A 16,171-nucleotide genomic window follows, 5' to 3' on the forward strand; every position below is an offset into this window, starting at 1 on the left:
CGCGCTAGAATAGTTTCGGAACCGTATTCCGGAAGATGTTGAGCGAGATGACGAACAGCAGGGTGATGACGAACCAGTTGAATTTCTGCTCGTCGACTTCGAGCCGCCGCAGATAGGTTCCGAGGAGAAGCCCCACAATCGTGATGACCGCAATCACGGACCCGAGCCAGAGCCGGTACGTAGTCATGAGATCTGTGAAAAGAGCCATCTGAAGAATGCGGACCGTGAAGATGATCCCCAAAACCATGGAGAGCCCGCCGATATAGCGCTCGGTGTCACGCTCGAACGTATGGAAATACGCCGGGAGTAGTGGGCCGAGGTTGGATGCTGCGAGCAGGAACCCCTCAAGAAAGCCAGCAGTACTGAGTGCGACTGGGTGGTGTGCTTCTTCGATTGTCACAAAGTTCTGAATGACTTGGAAAACGACGTATGCGAAGATGATTACGCCGATGAGGAACGGCACAATCGGTCCAGCGGTGTACTGTGCAAGAAAGTAGACGCCAGTGATTGATCCCGCAATCGCCAGTAAGACGAGGATCCATTCTTGACGGACAAATGAGATTCCAGTCTTGGTCTCGCCGATCTGGAACATATTGATCATCCAGGGCGGGATTGCGAGAACGACCACCGCGAGCGTCGGGTCAATAACAGAGGCGAAGATAGGCGTCGTAATGAGTGCATATCCGAATCCGATCATCCCTTTCACGACACCTGCGACGATAGCGACGACAGCAAATAGCAGGAATAACTCGGTCGAAACATCCGACTGAATACCTTTCATAACGTTCCCCCATCCCGGGAAAAAGACGATCGCGCTCGTGAAAACCGCGAGCGTCGCGAGCGTCATCGTCACTTCTCGATACCGGAAATGAAGCAGGTGCGCGATGAACTGGTGGGGATCGACTCTGGATTTGCGTGTCCTCATACTACGGAGTAGGCTACTGATGGATCACATTAGCTGAACCCGTAATTCAGTATCCTCTTCGGCAACGTACTCGTGCAGGTATGACGGTCCGGTGACCGCAATTCTCGCCATTAGCGCGGGTTAAGTGCCGAGCACGGCGGTTATAGAATTAACAGCCGTCATATATACCGGTGATACTGTCATTAGCCATCGCAGTGTTAATTGACTCAGTGAGCCATCAATAGGATATCTTCCCTCCAACATATGACCAGTAGTATCGCCATTACGGCATCTACACAGGATTAGTCGGCGTTTCACATTCGTTTCAGAAGGTGAATAAGTAATCCCCATAATTATAATGTCATTCGTCGGTACAGATATTTTGGCTCTGGTGAATCGCCATACAGCGGTTGATTTGGCTATGTTGTGGCACGCTTGATGTTATGAACGACACATTTCAAGACGAGTTCACGAAATTCTCGGTACCACGTTCGCGCACGCACGGCGTCGCCGTGCGTGCGCTTGATCGACGAGAAGACGGTCTCACACATCGATCTTTGACGGTATCGAGGCCCATCGACCCGCGCGTTATGCGCGTGGTCGATGGGCCGGAAGATGCGATGTTTAATCAACGGCCTTACGCCTTCTTCTCGTAGTTTTTCGCGTAATCGCATCCAGTCGTAGCCTTTGTCAGCGGCGAGGCTGTGCAGGTCGCCTGCGTTGCGGGAGGCGACCTGCCAGCCGAGTTGTGTGTCGTGGGTTTTCTCGGTCGTACAATGAACGTCTAGAACAGCTTGAGTTTGAGTATCGACGAGAGCCGTCGCCTTGAGTGTCTGAACGCGGTAATTCGTGCGGCGACAGTAGTGCTTGCTAGCGTTTTCGCGGTCAAAAAACGTGGCATCAATGGCGGCGTGACCCGAGGGGTCGTGCAGCTGCGCCGACAGGCGCAGCAGCACTCGCCAGACCTTCATCTGAAACCTATCAAACGCCTTAACGAGCGTCGAGTGATCAGGGAGATCGCCCTCTTCGAGGCCGATCTCCCCACAAATATGCGGCATTTCGCTCAGCAGATCCAATGCGTTGCGGTACGACTCATCAAGGTAAATCCGCAGACAGTGCAGCGATACGAGGGCGTAGTCGGCGAAGCCGCCACCCCCTTCGGGGGCGGCGACTTCGCCTCGGTCACCAACAACATTTTTAGCCAACGTGACTGCCTTCTTCGTGAAGCGGGAAATTTTCGACATAGATCATCGGCGGTTTCCCGCTTCATCTTCCAAATTCTACCGGTCGAAACCGACGCTGTCTAGTGATTCACCAAAGCCGATATTTTTATATGGCACTCACACGCCGGCAGTATCTCGGCCGGATCGGTCGCGTCGGCGGCGTGGGCGCTGCCGCACTCCTGGGTGGCTGCGCCAGCAACCAGCAACCCGACTCAGAGTCGGTATCCGTTCGAATCGGGTCGAAGCCGTTCGCTGAGCAGAAGATACTGGGGTCCCTAGCGTATCAGCGACTGCAGTCAGTTGATTGGATTCGAGCAGTCGACGAAATTGGCTCCGGGAACTCGCTGTCGAACTGGGAGGCGACGGCAGCGGGCGAGCAACACCTGTACTGGGAATATACGGGAACGGCGTGGATGCAGCTCCCGCCGCGTCATGAGACGCGAATCACGGCCCCCAACTCACTCTATGAGCGCGTGCAGTCGGATGCTCACTCCCAGCAACTCCAGCTGGCGGAACCGGCCTCGTTTTCGAACGAGTACGTTATCGTCGCCGACGCAACGTGGGCGGAACAGACCGGAGTATCGACCATCAGTGAACTGGCAACCCATCTCCGCGACGTAGATCGAATCCCGGGAATAGCAGTTAACGAGGAGTTCTTTCACCGACAAGACGGATGGCCTGGACTTGCGTCGTATTATGATGTCAGGGCGGAAGAGAGAGAAACCCTCGAGTCCGAGACGTTCATCGTTACGTCTATCGGACTGACCTACGAGCTACTCGAGCAAGGCCAAGTCCAGATTGCAAGCGGGTTCGCAACCGATCCCCAGCTCGACCGTTCCACGATTACCGTCCTCAAAGACGACCGTGACTACTTCCTCCCGTACCAACCGGCCCCAACTGCATACGCACCTCTCATCGACGACCATCCGGGAATTTTCGAGGAGCTCTCGCCGGTGGTTTCAGCGCTCGATAAACCGACGATGCGGAACCTCAACAAACAGGTGCTAATCGATGGAGACCATCCGTTTGCAGTCGCGACACGGTTTTTAAACGAAGAGGTAGCCGCCGATGCGTAGGTCGCTGTCGGGCGTTCCAGTTCTCGGTACGCTTGTCGACGTCGTTCGGTCGTCGTTTCGGCGAAAGCTTGCAACGGCGTTGCTCCTCGTGTTCCTGGTCATCAGTATCGGCACAGTCGGCCTGTATGTACAGGTGGGCGGACTGCTCGAGGAGAACGTCGAGCAGTCGATGACGGCGGCCGCCGAGACCGAAGCAAACGAATTGAGCGAGTGGAATGAGCGGAATCGACTCGTTGTCCGCCTGCTCTCCGAGCATCCCGTGTACGAAGATGGAGACCGAGCCAACGTTCGAGCGTATCTACAGACCCAGCAAGAAGAACGACCAGACGCGGCGATCATCCGCGCCTACGTGATTGACCGGCGGAACCAGACCGTCGCGACGAGTACCAATCCCACGATGGAGAGGCGGACGGTCGGAAACCTCAGCTGGAGTGAACGGTTCTCCTTCAGGGATTTCGATGACGTCCAGGTGACCGAGCCGTACGCGGTGAACGATACGACGGTTATCGGCTTCATCTCACCAATCCGCCGGACACCAGAACAGTTGCTCGTCGTGGAGGTAGACACTGCAAGCGTTTTCCAACGGTTCGAACACCCTGTCGACAACGGGTTTACCCGAGTCGTCAACTCGAACGGGACCGTCGTCTTTAGTGATGATGCGGCGGCGACGCTCACGCAATACCGTGATGGGGCTCGTCGCGCCTCCGCTGTCAGCAGTGGCCTTCGTGGGAATTCCGGGTTCACCGAGTCTCCAACGTACGAAAACCGAGTGGAGACAGAGGGAGAGTACGTTGCGGCGTATGCAGCGGTCCCGAACACCGACTGGGTCGTTATTGAGCATGCACCGGCCAACGATGCGTACGTCATTACTCGGCAAGCGCTCCGATGGATCGGTGGGATTGCAGTATTCACGTTACTCGCACTCGTGGGTGTCGTCAGCGGTCTCGGCCGGGACGTGACCGGGGCCCTATCCCGTATCACCGACCGAGCGGAGCGGATCGAGGATGGTCAGTACGATGTCGAGTTCGATACTGACCGTCCGGACGAATTCGGTGACCTCAATCGGACGGTAGCCTCGACACGGGACGCCCTGCAACAACGCATCGAGGAGATTCGCGACACCAAGGCAGAACTCGAAGCCTCGAATACCACCCTCGAAGAACGGTCTGAGATGGTGGACGTCCTGAACCGTATCTTACGGCATAATGTTCGAAACGAGGTGAACGTCATCACTGGCCGTGCAGAATTGGCCGCATCCCGCGTCGACGATGACGAGGCACAGGCAGATCTGGAGGCCGTACAGAATGCTGCGTGGGAACTCAGTACGATTTCAACGCGTACACAGCGCATCAAGCAGCTGCTCGCCGAAGAGGAAGCGGAGCCGGAACCCATTCACCTGAACGAAGCATTAGCATCGAAGCTCACCGACGTCGAGGCTAGTACACCATGTGCGAGCGTCGAATTTGACCGGTGTACTAGCGACCCAGTAGTCGAGGCGCCACAGACCTTCCCGACAGCAGTCGCTGACGTCGTCGAACAGATCGTGACACACAACGATGGGAATGTAGAGATCACTGTTTCAGTAACCACCGAGAACACTGATTCAGATGGAGGATCAGTCGTTCTCCGGGTCGATGATGATGCCAACGGGCTTCCAGCGTTAGATATTGAGGCCGTCAAAGCAGGGGAGGAGACCCCGCTCAATCACGCGGAGGGACTAGCGCTCTGGTGCCTGGAGTGGACAGTAACGAAATCTGATGGGGAGCTACTAGTCGCACCAAATAACGCGACTCTCAAAGTCCAAATGACCCCCTCCTCGGCAGCCGCGTAGCCTGGTTTTAGACCTGCAATCGTCGTTCCGAGCCACGACCCACCATCAACAGCGAGCGAAAGTGTGACGGGAAGTTACACACAAGTTAACCAACAGCCCACGATTTGGAAGTGGCTTGTTGGTTAAGTTTTTCCGCTCTTATGTAGAAACACGGAAAGACGCAGTAGAGTGGCTATTAGTGTGTTTTCTCGGTGAAGTGAATTCTGCCGAGGCCGACCATCAAACAGCTCCTCAAGCACAAAACTCTCCTCGGCGATCAACCGTTTTCCGCAGCTCTACACAAGAGCGAGTTTTTCTGCGCCCGCCGAGGGGCGGAGGCGCATTCAGACCTCCGTCGAATGATGACTGAACCCTATCTCACGACGGTCCTCGAGGAAGCCGAGCACGTTGCCAAGCACTACGACCAGGTCGCTCGAACGGCAGACAACCAAGCCCACGAGTACCTCCGATACGCCGCCCTCCGGGTGCTCGAAGGCGAGGCAGACCACCTCCCAGCAGACTGGACGCCGGTCGACGGCGTGACTGTCGGCTACGGGAGTGACGAGGCGATGTTCGATAGCTGGGAGTCCGACGTCGAGTGGTGGGACACAGTACCGCCACAAGACGACCGTACGCGCTTTCGAGTGTTCTACCCTAAGGACCAGACAACGGTTCCCCGGGTCATCCTCACCGTGATAGCCACGCTGGGGGCATGGCGAGTCTGGGAAGGTAGTGGCACTGCCTGTGGCTCCTACGACCAGCGAGAGCGACGAGAAGTCCACTTTCTCTGGCCGGAGGGGAACCTTGCGCAAGCACTCTTGGAAAACCGGATTCAGGAGATTGGGGGCGCTGTCGTCCCAGACGGAGGACAGGAGGGAGACGTTCGCGACCGAATGCTCGTATCGGACGGCTCCACCTCGGCTGAGGTTCTCAAGCCACGAACGAAACGCGCTGTCGAGGAAGCGATGACTGTCTCCCTACTCGCCAAGGGTGGTCGATACGAAGTCGAAGCGGCGTCCGAAAATCGATACGAAGTCGATATCATCGAAAATCTTGTACCCGTCCCGATTGGCAGCAGTGCGCTCCAGACGGAGACTGCAAACATATGCGTCGCGTCGATTACGAAATCAAACAGGGGTGGGTCTCACGTCCAAATGGTCCTTCCACCACAGATGTAGGGCCTTGTCTTGCTTCTCAGTCTCTTCTGCTCAGTATTTTACTCCAGAGTAAACTACTTTGGTATACTCGGTTGAATACACGAATATGGACGATGGCCTTGGGAACAGTGGAAACACGGCACCACGGGAACTCATCCACTTCGTCACCCAACAGACGCGGTTCGCGCTGATCAACAACATCCCCCAGCATCCCGAGCAGCTCCCCTCAATGTACGAGCTCAAGGAGGTCAACCCCAGCGTGAGCGACGCGACCGTCTACAAGCACATCCAGAAGCTCATCGACGCCGGCATCGTCAAAGAAGTCGCCCTGGACGATGACCAGCGCCAACAGGGCTACCCCTGGAAGTTCTACGGGCTCACCGAGAAGGGGCGGGCGTTCCTCGACGACCACAACCTCCTCGCAGCCGAGGAGACGCTCCAGCAGATCTACGACACCATCTCAGACAAACCCGAGAAGATGGTCAAGTACGAGAACGCACCACGCCCCAATTGATATACGGTGTTCGTCGATCACCTCGTTGTGATTAAGGCTGTTCTGGCAAGGTCACTGTTTGGAACGGTGACTCGCTGGTTGTCGGACATCTCGAGTTTCGGCACCCGGAGCTGGATTTTACCCACCCTCCAGAGTTGCCGTTCCACTCGTTATGAATGATTGACCATGTTCGTTCGACACCGAATATACTGGGAAGAGACGCATTCCTCCCGTAGGTTCAACAGGTCGAGACGGCCGGCCGCGCATATCTATACGATTAAGTCGCTCAGGGGTCACGTCTGAGTATGGACGTTTTTAGCACGGATACACCGATTATCGGAATGGTTCATTTACCGCCTCTGCCAGGGGCACCAGGATTCGAAGGTACTCGAGCTGATCTCCGCGAGCGCTTACATCGCGACGCGACTGCGCTTGAATCAGGTGGGATCGATGGAATCATGCTCGAAAACTTCGGGGATGCACCTTTCTATCCGGACCGGGCCCCTCGGCACGTCGTAGCTGACGTCGCGGCCCTCGCTGCCACGCTTCGAGATGAACTGTCGATTCCGTTCGGCGTGAATATTCTCCGAAATGACGTTCAAAGTGCACTGGGTATCGCCGCAGCTACTGGTGGTGAATTCGTTCGTGTGAACGTCCATACCGGAGCCCGGCTTACCGACCAAGGACTCATCGAAGGGATGGCTCACGAAACGTTACGGCTCCGTGAGAAACTTAATGCAGACGTGGACATCTTCGCAGACATCGATGTGAAACATTCCGCACCGCTCGCCGAACGAGATCTTGCAGAAGTAGTGAGCGAACTCGTTGAACGCGGCGGTGCCGACGGGGTCGTCGTAAGCGGTGCCGGCACAGGCGAAGCAGTCGATGAATCTGTCCTTGAGCAAGTGGTCGAGGCACGCGATGCGCGTGGCCTCGAAGCACCGGTTCTGATAGGCAGCGGTGTGACACCTGATACGGCTCCTGAACTGCTCTCGGTCGCCGACGGGGCGATCGTCGGAACTGCGCTTAAACACAACGCCGAAGCGACGAACCCGGTAGATGAAGCAGCAGTCAGACGTCTCGTCGAGTCCGTTCCTCAGTAATTTGCGATGAAGTCTCGCACAGCAGCCGTGGATGGCAGGCGGCCGCGTGCGCCTGTGGCGGTACAATTGAGTGCAGCCGTAGCAGCGGCAAAGCGACCTGCTTCCTTCGCTGGATCGTCGTCAAGAAGCCACGTCTGAATCAGGCCTGCTGTGAAGGCGTCGCCAGCCCCTGTCGTATCAGCAACATCCACACTGAAAGCCGGGACCTCGGTCACGGTGTCGTTCTCAAGAAGGAGAGCGCCGCTGGCGCCTTGGGTGACAGCAGCACGTGAGACATTCTGTTGGGCGAGCGCCGCGATTGCTTCCTCACCATCTCCGCCAAAATACGACCGGGCAGCCACTTCACCGACGACAAACAGATCAACAACCGAGAAAAGCCGATCGATAGTCGTCGCCGAGGTTCCTCGACCGTCGAGTTCCGAGAGCGGGCCAGCGAGATCAAATACGAGCGTCGAAATCACACCGCGTTCCCGAGCCGCTAAAAGTCTGGAAACAACCTTATCAGGCGCATAGGCACTCGTGAAAACCACATTCGCGTCACTGAGATACTCGATATCCGAATCATCAAGCCGTAGATTCGGGACGCTCTGCCCGCCCGCGATAATCATTCGCTCCCCGTCCGGGCCACGCAGAACCAACGTGTACGATGACTCTTCAGCACCGGCCCGAACCCTCGTACAATCGAGGCCACGGCCTTCCAGATCGGCTTTGATCTCAGCACTGGAACCGGCACCGAGTCGCGTGATGATCCCCGTTTCATTCCCGAATTCAGCGAGCCCCGAGGCGACGTTTGCTGCAACACCCCCAACATCGGTCGTATGCTCATGAGCAAACGCACCACCGTCAGGCTCCGGCAAGTTCGAGAGAGTGTAGATGTGGTCAAGTACCGCACTGCCGACGGCGACAACCTCTGGTGAGGACATTACATCAACCCAGGCAGGCGATCGTTTTGAACATATAGGAATCGAAAGGAGTGTTCTTCCCGATTTTGTGCCGGTACCGAGGAATACCGAGCGTTATCGTCGTTTTAGGTCCGAAGCCGGACTTCGATTTCGTCCGGCCCGGTAACGGAGAATCCGTCTTCCGTCTCGGAGACTGGATACTCACCATCCCCGATTCGGGCCTGGATTTCAGTAAGTACCGCTGTGTCAGGTACCACGATTTCAAACCAGGATATCCCCCTTCCGGAGGCCGGTTTGGATCGACGGCTCCACGTGTTGGCGCCGAGATGGTGGTGGTAGCCGCCAGCAGAGACGAAGAGTGCAGCCGGTGCGGTGGTCTGTGCCTCGAAGCCGATGAGGTCAACGTAGAACTCGCTGAACTCCTCAAGCGAGGATACTTCAAGATGAACGTGCCCCACATCTGTGCCATCAGGCAGATTCAGGTCGCCTGCGGCGGCCGCTGCTATCGGTTCTAACTCTAAGGCGTAAGTCCCCATACGAACGGTTCCGTCATCACTGTAGGGCCACTCATCCCGCGGGTAGTCCCGATAGATTTCGATGCCGTTTCCCTCCGGATCAGTGAGGTACAGTGCCTCGCTAACGCCGTGGTCGGACGCACCACCGAGTTGCCAGTGCTCTCGAATGCGAGCCAACGCGTCACCTAACGCTTCGCGTGAAGGGACTCTAAACGCGTTATGGAAGAGCCCCGAACTCGAGCTGTGCCGTTCGGCGGCGTCTTCAGCTTCTTCTAAAATCAGGAGCGGTTTGTTTGAAACACCGAGGATGGTCTCGTCGTCGGATTGACCCAGTATACTGAGCCCTACGACATCCCGGTAGAACCCCGTCATCTCGTCGATATCGTTAACACGGAGGGCAGTCCGCCCAATATGCGTCCCCTCTGGGAGCGTCTCCGGGTGGGTTTGCGGGGTCATTTGCAAGTCGTGAGAGGCCGCTGTTGAGTGCGTACAGCCATGGTCTCAGTCCCGGTTCTACTGGTGACAAAGACAATTGCATTTCGAGGTTCCATTCTATTACTTAGTTTGAAAGCAACCCAGTATATAGCTCAGGCAACAACCATGTGACCTGGTTATGGTGACCCAACCATCGGCGAGAGGTGTGGCCGACCAGGATGACAGACAGTAGCAGCGCCAGCGTGTTCAGTTCTGGATAGTAGCGAGTGAGAAGGTTGATTCCGAGCGAGAAAGTCGCAGCGAGTATCAGTAATTTCTCTCCTCTTTCTTTGAGGTATGATATAGCTCTTCGCGGTCGTTCCCTCCGAACTTTAATCTCTGGCCGCCACGATTCGTTTACAATTCCAATTTTCATATACTCTGACTGATTGACCGTAGAATAGTAGTCTCTAGGCTCAGTCACTGTAGTTACCAATCTGAGGTCTTGAGGGATATCACGAACTACAGAGCAGGCGTTTACCATTCAATTAGCCTACTACAACCGAATATAGATTATAGGCAGTAATGGCTGTTTCCCAAACGAAGTGTGCTTACCAACCAGTTAGTTTTTGTTCCAAGAAAACGGAGTGTTAGATATGACGGACGCTGTAAGTCGTCGTCGAACGGATTACTCGAACGCTGAGATGAGCGTCGTCGGGTATTTGATCGCTACGGCATTAGGAGTTCTACTCCTGCCATTGCTTCCCATTCTAGTTCTTCTCTGGATCGGAACCAAACTAACCTGATCTGGTCCGGTGTGCCGATATCTGGGATCCCTCTGAGCAGCTGAATCGACACGGACTTCCTCCTACAGTAGCCAAATTTGTACACTGATGGATCGAGATTCGTGGGTTTCGAACGTGGGATTCGTACTTGCGGCCGTCGGCAGTGCAGCCGGGTTGGGGAACATCTGGCGGTTCCCATGGTTGACTGCTGACAACGGCGGCAGCGCTTTCCTCGTAATGTACTTGCTGCTCGTCGTCGGGATTGGCGTCCCTGGGTTGCTCGCTGAACTCGTGCTGGGCCGACGTGGCCGCCAAACGCCAATCGGTGCGCTCCGCGCGCTCATCGGCTCCCGGTGGGGCACACCACTGGGCGCATTCAACGTCATCACAACCGCCGTAATGCTGTCGTTTTACTCGGTCGTCGGCGGCTGGATCCTCAGATACACACTACTGTCACCGACCGGCGCATACTTCGCGCAGCCACAGCAGTACTTTAGCCACGCAAGCCACGGCCTCCCGGCAGTCGGTTTCCACTTGCTGTTTCTCACGATTGTCGCCATCATCGTCTATTTCGGCGTGAGCCGGGGGATCGAACGCGTCTCGAAGATCATGCTTCCCGCAGTCGTCGTGTTACTCGGTGGCCTCGCCGTCTGGACGGCTACGCAGCCCAACACCGCTGTTGGCTATGCGTTCTACCTCGACTTCGATGGCGACTATCTCGCGACGCACTTCTTCGACGTCCTCGGCCCGGCAGCTGGACAGGCATTATTCACGCTCTCGCTGGGTGCCGGCGCGATGCTCACGTACGCCTCATACCTCGACGAAGATGTCTCTCTCCCGCGTGACACGCTCGTTATCGCGATTTCGAACACGGTCATCGGTGTCTTGGCCGGACTCGTTGTTCTGCCGTTGTTGTTTTCCCAGGGAATCAGCCCGGGCCAGGGTGGCCCTGGCGCGCTGTTTGTTGCACTCGCAACCGCGTTCGGTTCGCTGCCCGGCGGTACCCTCGTTGCAACCGTCTTCTTCTTCACCGTCCTGCTCGCAGCTGTAACGAGCGGCATCAGTCTGCTCGAAACCCCCGTTGCGACGCTCGTCGATAACTATGGGATATCCCGGCGACGGGCAACGCTGCTCATGACGCTGGTGATTGCGGTGACTGGTAGTGGGTTGGCACTTGCCGGACCGATGTTTCGGTTCGTGTCCGGCCCGGTCGTCGACGTGATGCTGACGATTGGCCTGTTCGCGTTCCTCGCGATCGCCGGTTGGATACTCCGCGACGATGCCGTCGCGGAATTCCAGACTGGCGCTGGCCGCCTCCGTGGGTTCGCTACGCCATGGCTGCTGGCCGTCAGCTGGGTACTGCCCGTCGTTGTCATGTTCTTACTGACGACCACGCTGGCTTCACTCGCAAGCCTCTCACTGGCGACCGTTATGCGAGTCGCAATCGCCGTGCTCGTGACGCTTGTTTGCCGGATTGCAGTCACCCGAACAACACACTCCAAAGCTCGCCCGAATGAACGAGCCTAATTGAGGGTGCCATGACATCGGATACTCCGGTACCGTAGGCCGTACGTTATGGCTGCGCGGGAACGGACAGACATCTGTCATAAGCGGCCATTCAGCTTTTTCGTGTCGCTCCCCGAACGACAGGTAGTGGCTGTGTCCGACTGCCCAGAATGTGGATTCGCGTTAGCACAAACGACGGGGAAAGGGACCGTCAATGAGGAGGCAGTCCATTTCTTTGAATGTAGCGAATGTGGGCACACGTGGACGGTATCAATCCTCTAGCTATACTGTCGGGTGTAACTATCAGCAATTACGACGTTGATGTGTCGGCATTCTGTAGCGCGGTATCCGAAACGAATGGGCGAAGAGATACCGTCTGGTTAGCACAGCCACCGGTTCAGCTATTCAACCGTCGTGAGGGCTGTTTCGCCCCCACGAGGACTGGTTACAAAGCGTGACCAACAATATCCCAACGACGGCCGGGATCCCCCGCCCGTCAAATTGGGAAGGATGTCAAGGCTGCCAGGCGAGAAGCAGAACCATTTCAAGCGACTGTACGGTAGTTCAACGTGATCTACCGAGGGAATGTCCACTGTCCAATCAGCCGTTCCACCAGGCGATTCACCGGAGGTCTGCCAGTACTGTGATGAGCCGTTCCCAACTGAGGACCGCCTCACTCTTCACAAGGGCCTCAATCACTGGCCAGACCTCACTGAGGCTGAACGAACCGCCTTCCACGATGCGCGAGCGAACGAACGCGACGCCCTCAGCTCGTTCCGGCTGCGGGCCCTCGCGTGTATCGTCGCAGTATACTTCGTCTTCCTGTTCCTCTATGCCATCTACGCCATCTAACGCCGAAAACCCTGATCCAGACGAACCAACAGAGAAAGCAACTCCCCGGGAAGACGCCAGTTCAAACACGATGCCGTCGTTCGGCATCCGCTTCGGCGCGCAAGTACTCACTTGGATAGCAGTCCTGACTGTTCTCGCCGATAGTGTCGCCGCTGCGAACGGGATGACTCTCTCCAAGCAACCACGTGAGGCGCTCGCTATCCCGCGGTGGCTGTACTTAGCGACGGGCGGTGCGACAATTGGCGCGTCGGCACTGCTTGCGAGCTTCGTTACTGATCGCGCGTTCATCTACTCGCTCCATTCCCGGTCTGTGTCCCTGCCAAGAATGCCCACGGTTCGGCGGTGGATTGGTGTCCTTGGCCAGACGCTGGCTGTGGTTGGGCTCTGTCTCATGGTGTTTCTCGGATACACCGGGCCACAGCTGCCATCGGCTAGTCTCACCGTCCTCGTCACATTCGTCGGCGTTCGCGCCGGCCTCCCCGTTGTTGCGTATCTCGTCGGCAACCCATGGCCCGCTCTGAATCCCTGGCGCGCCATTACAACTGTGCTCCCAACCGGTTTCTACGAGTACCCGGATTCATTCGACAGGTGGCCAGCCGTCGCCGGCATCCTCACGCTCGTATGGGTCGAGATCATCTTCCCTGTTAGCACTGTTCCGCGTGTGCTCGCAACGGCGATTCTCGGGTACTCGTTGTACACTATCGCTGGCGCTGTCGTCTTCGGCTCCGACGCCTGGTTCGAGCACGCGGACCCGATATCGGTTCTCTTCAGGTTCTACGGCGCCGTTGCACCTATCCAGCTCCATGACGGGTCGGCGGAGGTTATACTCCCGGGGAGCGACCTCGCGCAATCAGATGTCGTAACCGATTCCTCGGACATCGCCTTCATCATCGCGCTCATCTGGGAGCTCACGTACAGCGGTTTCATCACGACGACAGCCGGCGCACAGACCATCACAACGATTGTTGGGTCACCGCTTAGTGCCGTGATGCCAGCCACGCCGCTCGCTGTCCTGACCTATACGACTCTCTTCGCTATCGGATACGCCGTCTTCCTCGCGGCGTACTGGTATGCTGGCACTATCGCTCGCCGGCTCACTAATACCTACGTTACGAGCCGTTCGATCGCCTTACGGCTGGCTCCTCCACTTCTGGCGATCGCGGCTGGATACCACCTCGCCCACTACGCAGGGCTGCTCGTCTCGTTGAGTCCGGCGCTGACGATGGCCGTGGTGTCACCGCTGTCACCGCCTGCGAATCCGCTCGTACTCGCGCCACCCAACTGGTTCACTGCCCTCAGCATCGCGTTCGTGCTCGTAGGCCACTTGCTCGCGATCTGGGAGGCGCACGCGTCCGCATACGATCTCTTCCCGAGCCGGCTCGCCGCCATCCGAAGCCAGTACCCATTCGTCCTCGTGATGATTGGGTACACCATCGTCAGTCTCTGGCTGCTGTCATTACCGGGAGCAACGCTCCCGTATCTCGGGTAGGGCCCGTTGGTAGTCTTTAGACAGAGAAGTGGACCGCAGACATATCCATGAATGCGGTTTCGTAGCCATCGTGGCGAGACAGTTGCGGCGGAGTCTCAATTTTGATCGTGACTGTATCACCGCGCTCAACGCGATCCACAGTTGTCCCGTAGTAGTACCCGAGGTCAGGATCAAGTGTACCATCAAGTCCGGTTTGCATGACAGTCTGCCCGTCGCGTTCGACAGCCATCGAGAGCGACATCCCCGGCAGGAGAACTCGATTATATGGCGTACGCGGTGAGACAACAAGATATGGGCTATCCGTCCCCGAAAATCGCTGCTCGTCAGTAACGAGAGTTACGTAGAACAAGGCGTCGTCAGCTGAGGCTTCCCCAAGTAGCCGTCCGGGGAGCTGTTCTTTCGGTGGCGCGACTGGAGCTGGCACGCCGTCCATCTGCATCAAGTCTACTGTCCCGCGGGTGCCTGCCTTCTTACTGAGCCGGCGAATCGGGAGGTCGTACGTTTCCGCCGACTCGAAGGTGAACTGGAACTGCGCAGTCCGCATCTCCGTAAATCGACCCTTGAACGGTCTGGTCCGTGCTGCCTGAACGGGCGCAATTCGAACTGTCGCCTCATACTCACCGCTCCCCGACAGTGCCACGTTATCCCCGTAGTGGAACCCCATATTTGGGGATAGCATCGACCACAGGTTCGTCGTAGAGACGCGACCCTCCTCGTTTCGAACATCAACTGACACCGCGGTCGGGAGCACTGTCCCGGATTCGGCATCCCAGGCGCTCGCCATCAAATGCAGCGAGTCGTCCGACGAGACAACGACTTTTGTTTTGTTCGTCCCGGTCACCCTCCAGAACCGATGAGGAAACGAGTGCATCAACGCGACCCCGATACCATCGATGGTCGTCGTTTCGTACATGCCCATCCCCTCAACAATCGCAGGGTGATAGACACCATCCGGTCGGTCTTCGACGAGCGGGGGGTCGCGCCACGCGGACTGCGTCTCGAACCCGAGTCGCCGGAGACACCCGGAGACGCCGGCCACGCCAACCAGCCCACCCGCAGTTTTCAGAAACCGACGCCGGTCCATATAGAAGATAAGGACTAGCGACCGAGTAGGTGTTGCGGTTCCCAACAGGCGCAGCAAGCCCAGCGCCTCCACGTCCTCTTGGTGCCTTCACATCGTCAGCTACGGTGATCTGACCGAGGACGAGGTATCTGAGCAAGGTTCGCCACAGGGAGTGTATTGATACTCGCACTCAACATACTCACTATCATAGGTGGGCGCAGTGAGCCAGGGCATTATTTCAATTCTCTTCGGCGATCCGTTCGCGGTGATGAACACAATCGGGCTGGTGGCGTTCGCCCTCGTCGGATCTTCGAAGGCGATTCGCGAGGAGTTCGACGTGTTCGGGATTGCTATTGTGGGGTTAGCGATGGCGTTTGTCGGTGGTGCAACCCGCGACCTGCTCGTCACACGAGTGCCGTTAGTTCTTCAGTCTCCAATCGAAATCGTACTGGGGCTCCTCGGCGTCGGGTTAGCAATGGTTCTGAGCGTCGTCTTAGAGTCACCGGACACTCATCCAGTTACGCTCGTCGCAGACGCGATCGGCCTCGCTGCCTTCGCGACGACGGGTGCTATCGTCGCGACTGATGCAGGTGTCTCGGCGTTTGGTGTCGTTGCAATTGCAATGATCAACGCTGTCGGCGGCGGAGCATTCGCTGATATACTGCTTGATAGAGCGCCGTTCATCCTCTTCGAAGACTTCTACGCGAGTTGCGCCGTTCTGGGTGGCGCGGCATATTGGTTGACCGGCGTGGTCGGCGCGAGTGGCAGTACGGCTGCCGGCGCGTGTGCAGTCGTGACTGTCGGAATGCGGTTAGTCGCGGTCACGTACGATTGGCATCTCCCGACCGTACAACGATTAGAACTGCTCCGTGAATAATT

General features: G+C 57.1%; 14 protein-coding genes and 1 pseudogene. 9 read left to right on the forward strand and 6 right to left on the reverse strand.

Annotated elements, in window-relative coordinates:
• Positions 1–4 precede the first annotated feature (4 nt).
• The gene (locus P0Y33_RS17130; RefSeq protein WP_279530271.1) at positions 5–925 is read right to left on the reverse strand and encodes a sulfite exporter TauE/SafE family protein; all 921 of its coding nucleotides are present in this window, start codon (positions 923–925) and stop codon (positions 5–7) included.
• A 398-nt stretch (positions 926–1,323) separates the two neighbouring features.
• Positions 1,324–2,148, reverse strand: coding sequence for an IS5 family transposase (locus P0Y33_RS17135; RefSeq protein ID WP_279530272.1), 825 nt, complete (start codon positions 2,146–2,148; stop codon positions 1,324–1,326).
• 89 nt (positions 2,149–2,237) lie between these two features.
• Between P0Y33_RS17135 and P0Y33_RS17140 the strand changes: the two genes are divergently transcribed.
• The 5 genes and pseudogenes from P0Y33_RS17140 (at position 2,238) to P0Y33_RS17160 (ending at position 7,766) form a co-directional block, all read left to right on the forward strand.
• Positions 2,238–3,203, forward strand: a complete 966-nt coding sequence (locus P0Y33_RS17140) for an ABC transporter substrate-binding protein (RefSeq protein WP_279530273.1) — start codon at positions 2,238–2,240, stop codon at positions 3,201–3,203.
• On the forward strand, positions 3,196–5,034 hold the full coding sequence (locus tag P0Y33_RS17145) for a sensor histidine kinase (RefSeq protein WP_279530274.1): 1,839 nt from the start codon (positions 3,196–3,198) through the stop codon (positions 5,032–5,034). The genes P0Y33_RS17140 and P0Y33_RS17145 overlap by 8 nt, the downstream gene beginning before the upstream one ends.
• Positions 5,035–5,375: 341 nt before the next feature.
• Positions 5,376–6,172 (forward strand): annotated as a pseudogene (locus tag P0Y33_RS17150) (hypothetical protein); the annotation flags it as partial.
• A gap of 104 nt (positions 6,173–6,276) precedes the next feature.
• A complete protein-coding gene (locus tag P0Y33_RS17155; protein ID WP_279530275.1) occupies positions 6,277–6,684 on the forward strand; it encodes a transcriptional repressor in 408 nt (135 codons plus the stop codon).
• Between the two features lie 284 nt (positions 6,685–6,968).
• Positions 6,969–7,766: a BtpA/SgcQ family protein gene (locus P0Y33_RS17160; RefSeq protein ID WP_279530276.1), complete on the forward strand. Its 798-nt coding sequence runs from the start codon at positions 6,969–6,971 to the stop codon at positions 7,764–7,766.
• On the opposite strand, the gene P0Y33_RS17165 is transcribed toward P0Y33_RS17160, so the two are convergent.
• Positions 7,760–8,689: a carbohydrate kinase family protein gene (locus P0Y33_RS17165; protein ID WP_279530277.1), complete on the reverse strand. Its 930-nt coding sequence runs from the start codon at positions 8,687–8,689 to the stop codon at positions 7,760–7,762. The genes P0Y33_RS17160 and P0Y33_RS17165 overlap by 7 nt on opposite strands.
• A gap of 104 nt (positions 8,690–8,793) precedes the next feature.
• Positions 8,794–9,639, reverse strand: a complete 846-nt coding sequence (locus tag P0Y33_RS17170; RefSeq protein WP_279530278.1) for a VOC family protein — start codon at positions 9,637–9,639, stop codon at positions 8,794–8,796.
• Between the two features lie 614 nt (positions 9,640–10,253).
• Here P0Y33_RS17170 and P0Y33_RS19260 point away from each other — a divergent pair.
• Positions 10,254–10,403, forward strand: coding sequence for a DUF7535 family protein (locus P0Y33_RS19260; RefSeq protein WP_442903412.1), 150 nt, complete (start codon positions 10,254–10,256; stop codon positions 10,401–10,403).
• An 84-nt stretch (positions 10,404–10,487) separates the two neighbouring features.
• Positions 10,488–11,909: a sodium-dependent transporter gene (locus P0Y33_RS17175; RefSeq protein WP_279530348.1), complete on the forward strand. Its 1,422-nt coding sequence runs from the start codon at positions 10,488–10,490 to the stop codon at positions 11,907–11,909.
• Positions 11,910–12,509: 600 nt separating this feature from the next.
• Here the strand turns inward: P0Y33_RS17175 and P0Y33_RS17180 are convergent.
• Positions 12,510–12,827 carry a hypothetical protein gene (locus P0Y33_RS17180; protein ID WP_279530279.1) on the reverse strand — a complete coding sequence of 106 codons (318 nt, stop codon included), beginning with the start codon at positions 12,825–12,827 and terminating at the stop codon, positions 12,510–12,512.
• Here P0Y33_RS17180 and P0Y33_RS17185 point away from each other — a divergent pair.
• On the forward strand, positions 12,811–14,229 hold the full coding sequence (locus P0Y33_RS17185; RefSeq protein WP_279530280.1) for a hypothetical protein: 1,419 nt from the start codon (positions 12,811–12,813) through the stop codon (positions 14,227–14,229). The two genes, P0Y33_RS17180 and P0Y33_RS17185, sit on opposite strands and share 17 nt — an antisense overlap.
• 16 nt (positions 14,230–14,245) lie before the next feature.
• Here the strand turns inward: P0Y33_RS17185 and P0Y33_RS17190 are convergent, their stop codons facing one another.
• The gene (locus P0Y33_RS17190) at positions 14,246–15,313 is read right to left on the reverse strand and encodes an iron transporter (protein ID WP_279530281.1); all 1,068 of its coding nucleotides are present in this window, start codon (positions 15,311–15,313) and stop codon (positions 14,246–14,248) included.
• 247 nt (positions 15,314–15,560) lie between these two features.
• Between P0Y33_RS17190 and P0Y33_RS17195 the strand changes: the two genes are divergently transcribed.
• Complete coding sequence (locus P0Y33_RS17195; RefSeq protein ID WP_230892547.1) at positions 15,561–16,169, forward strand: trimeric intracellular cation channel family protein; 609 nt, start codon at positions 15,561–15,563, stop codon at positions 16,167–16,169.
• The last annotated feature ends 2 nt before the right edge of the window (positions 16,170–16,171 follow it).

It is taken from the genome of Halospeciosus flavus (assembly GCF_029814175.1).
Lineage (GTDB): Archaea > Halobacteriota > Halobacteria > Halobacteriales > Halobacteriaceae > Halospeciosus > Halospeciosus flavus.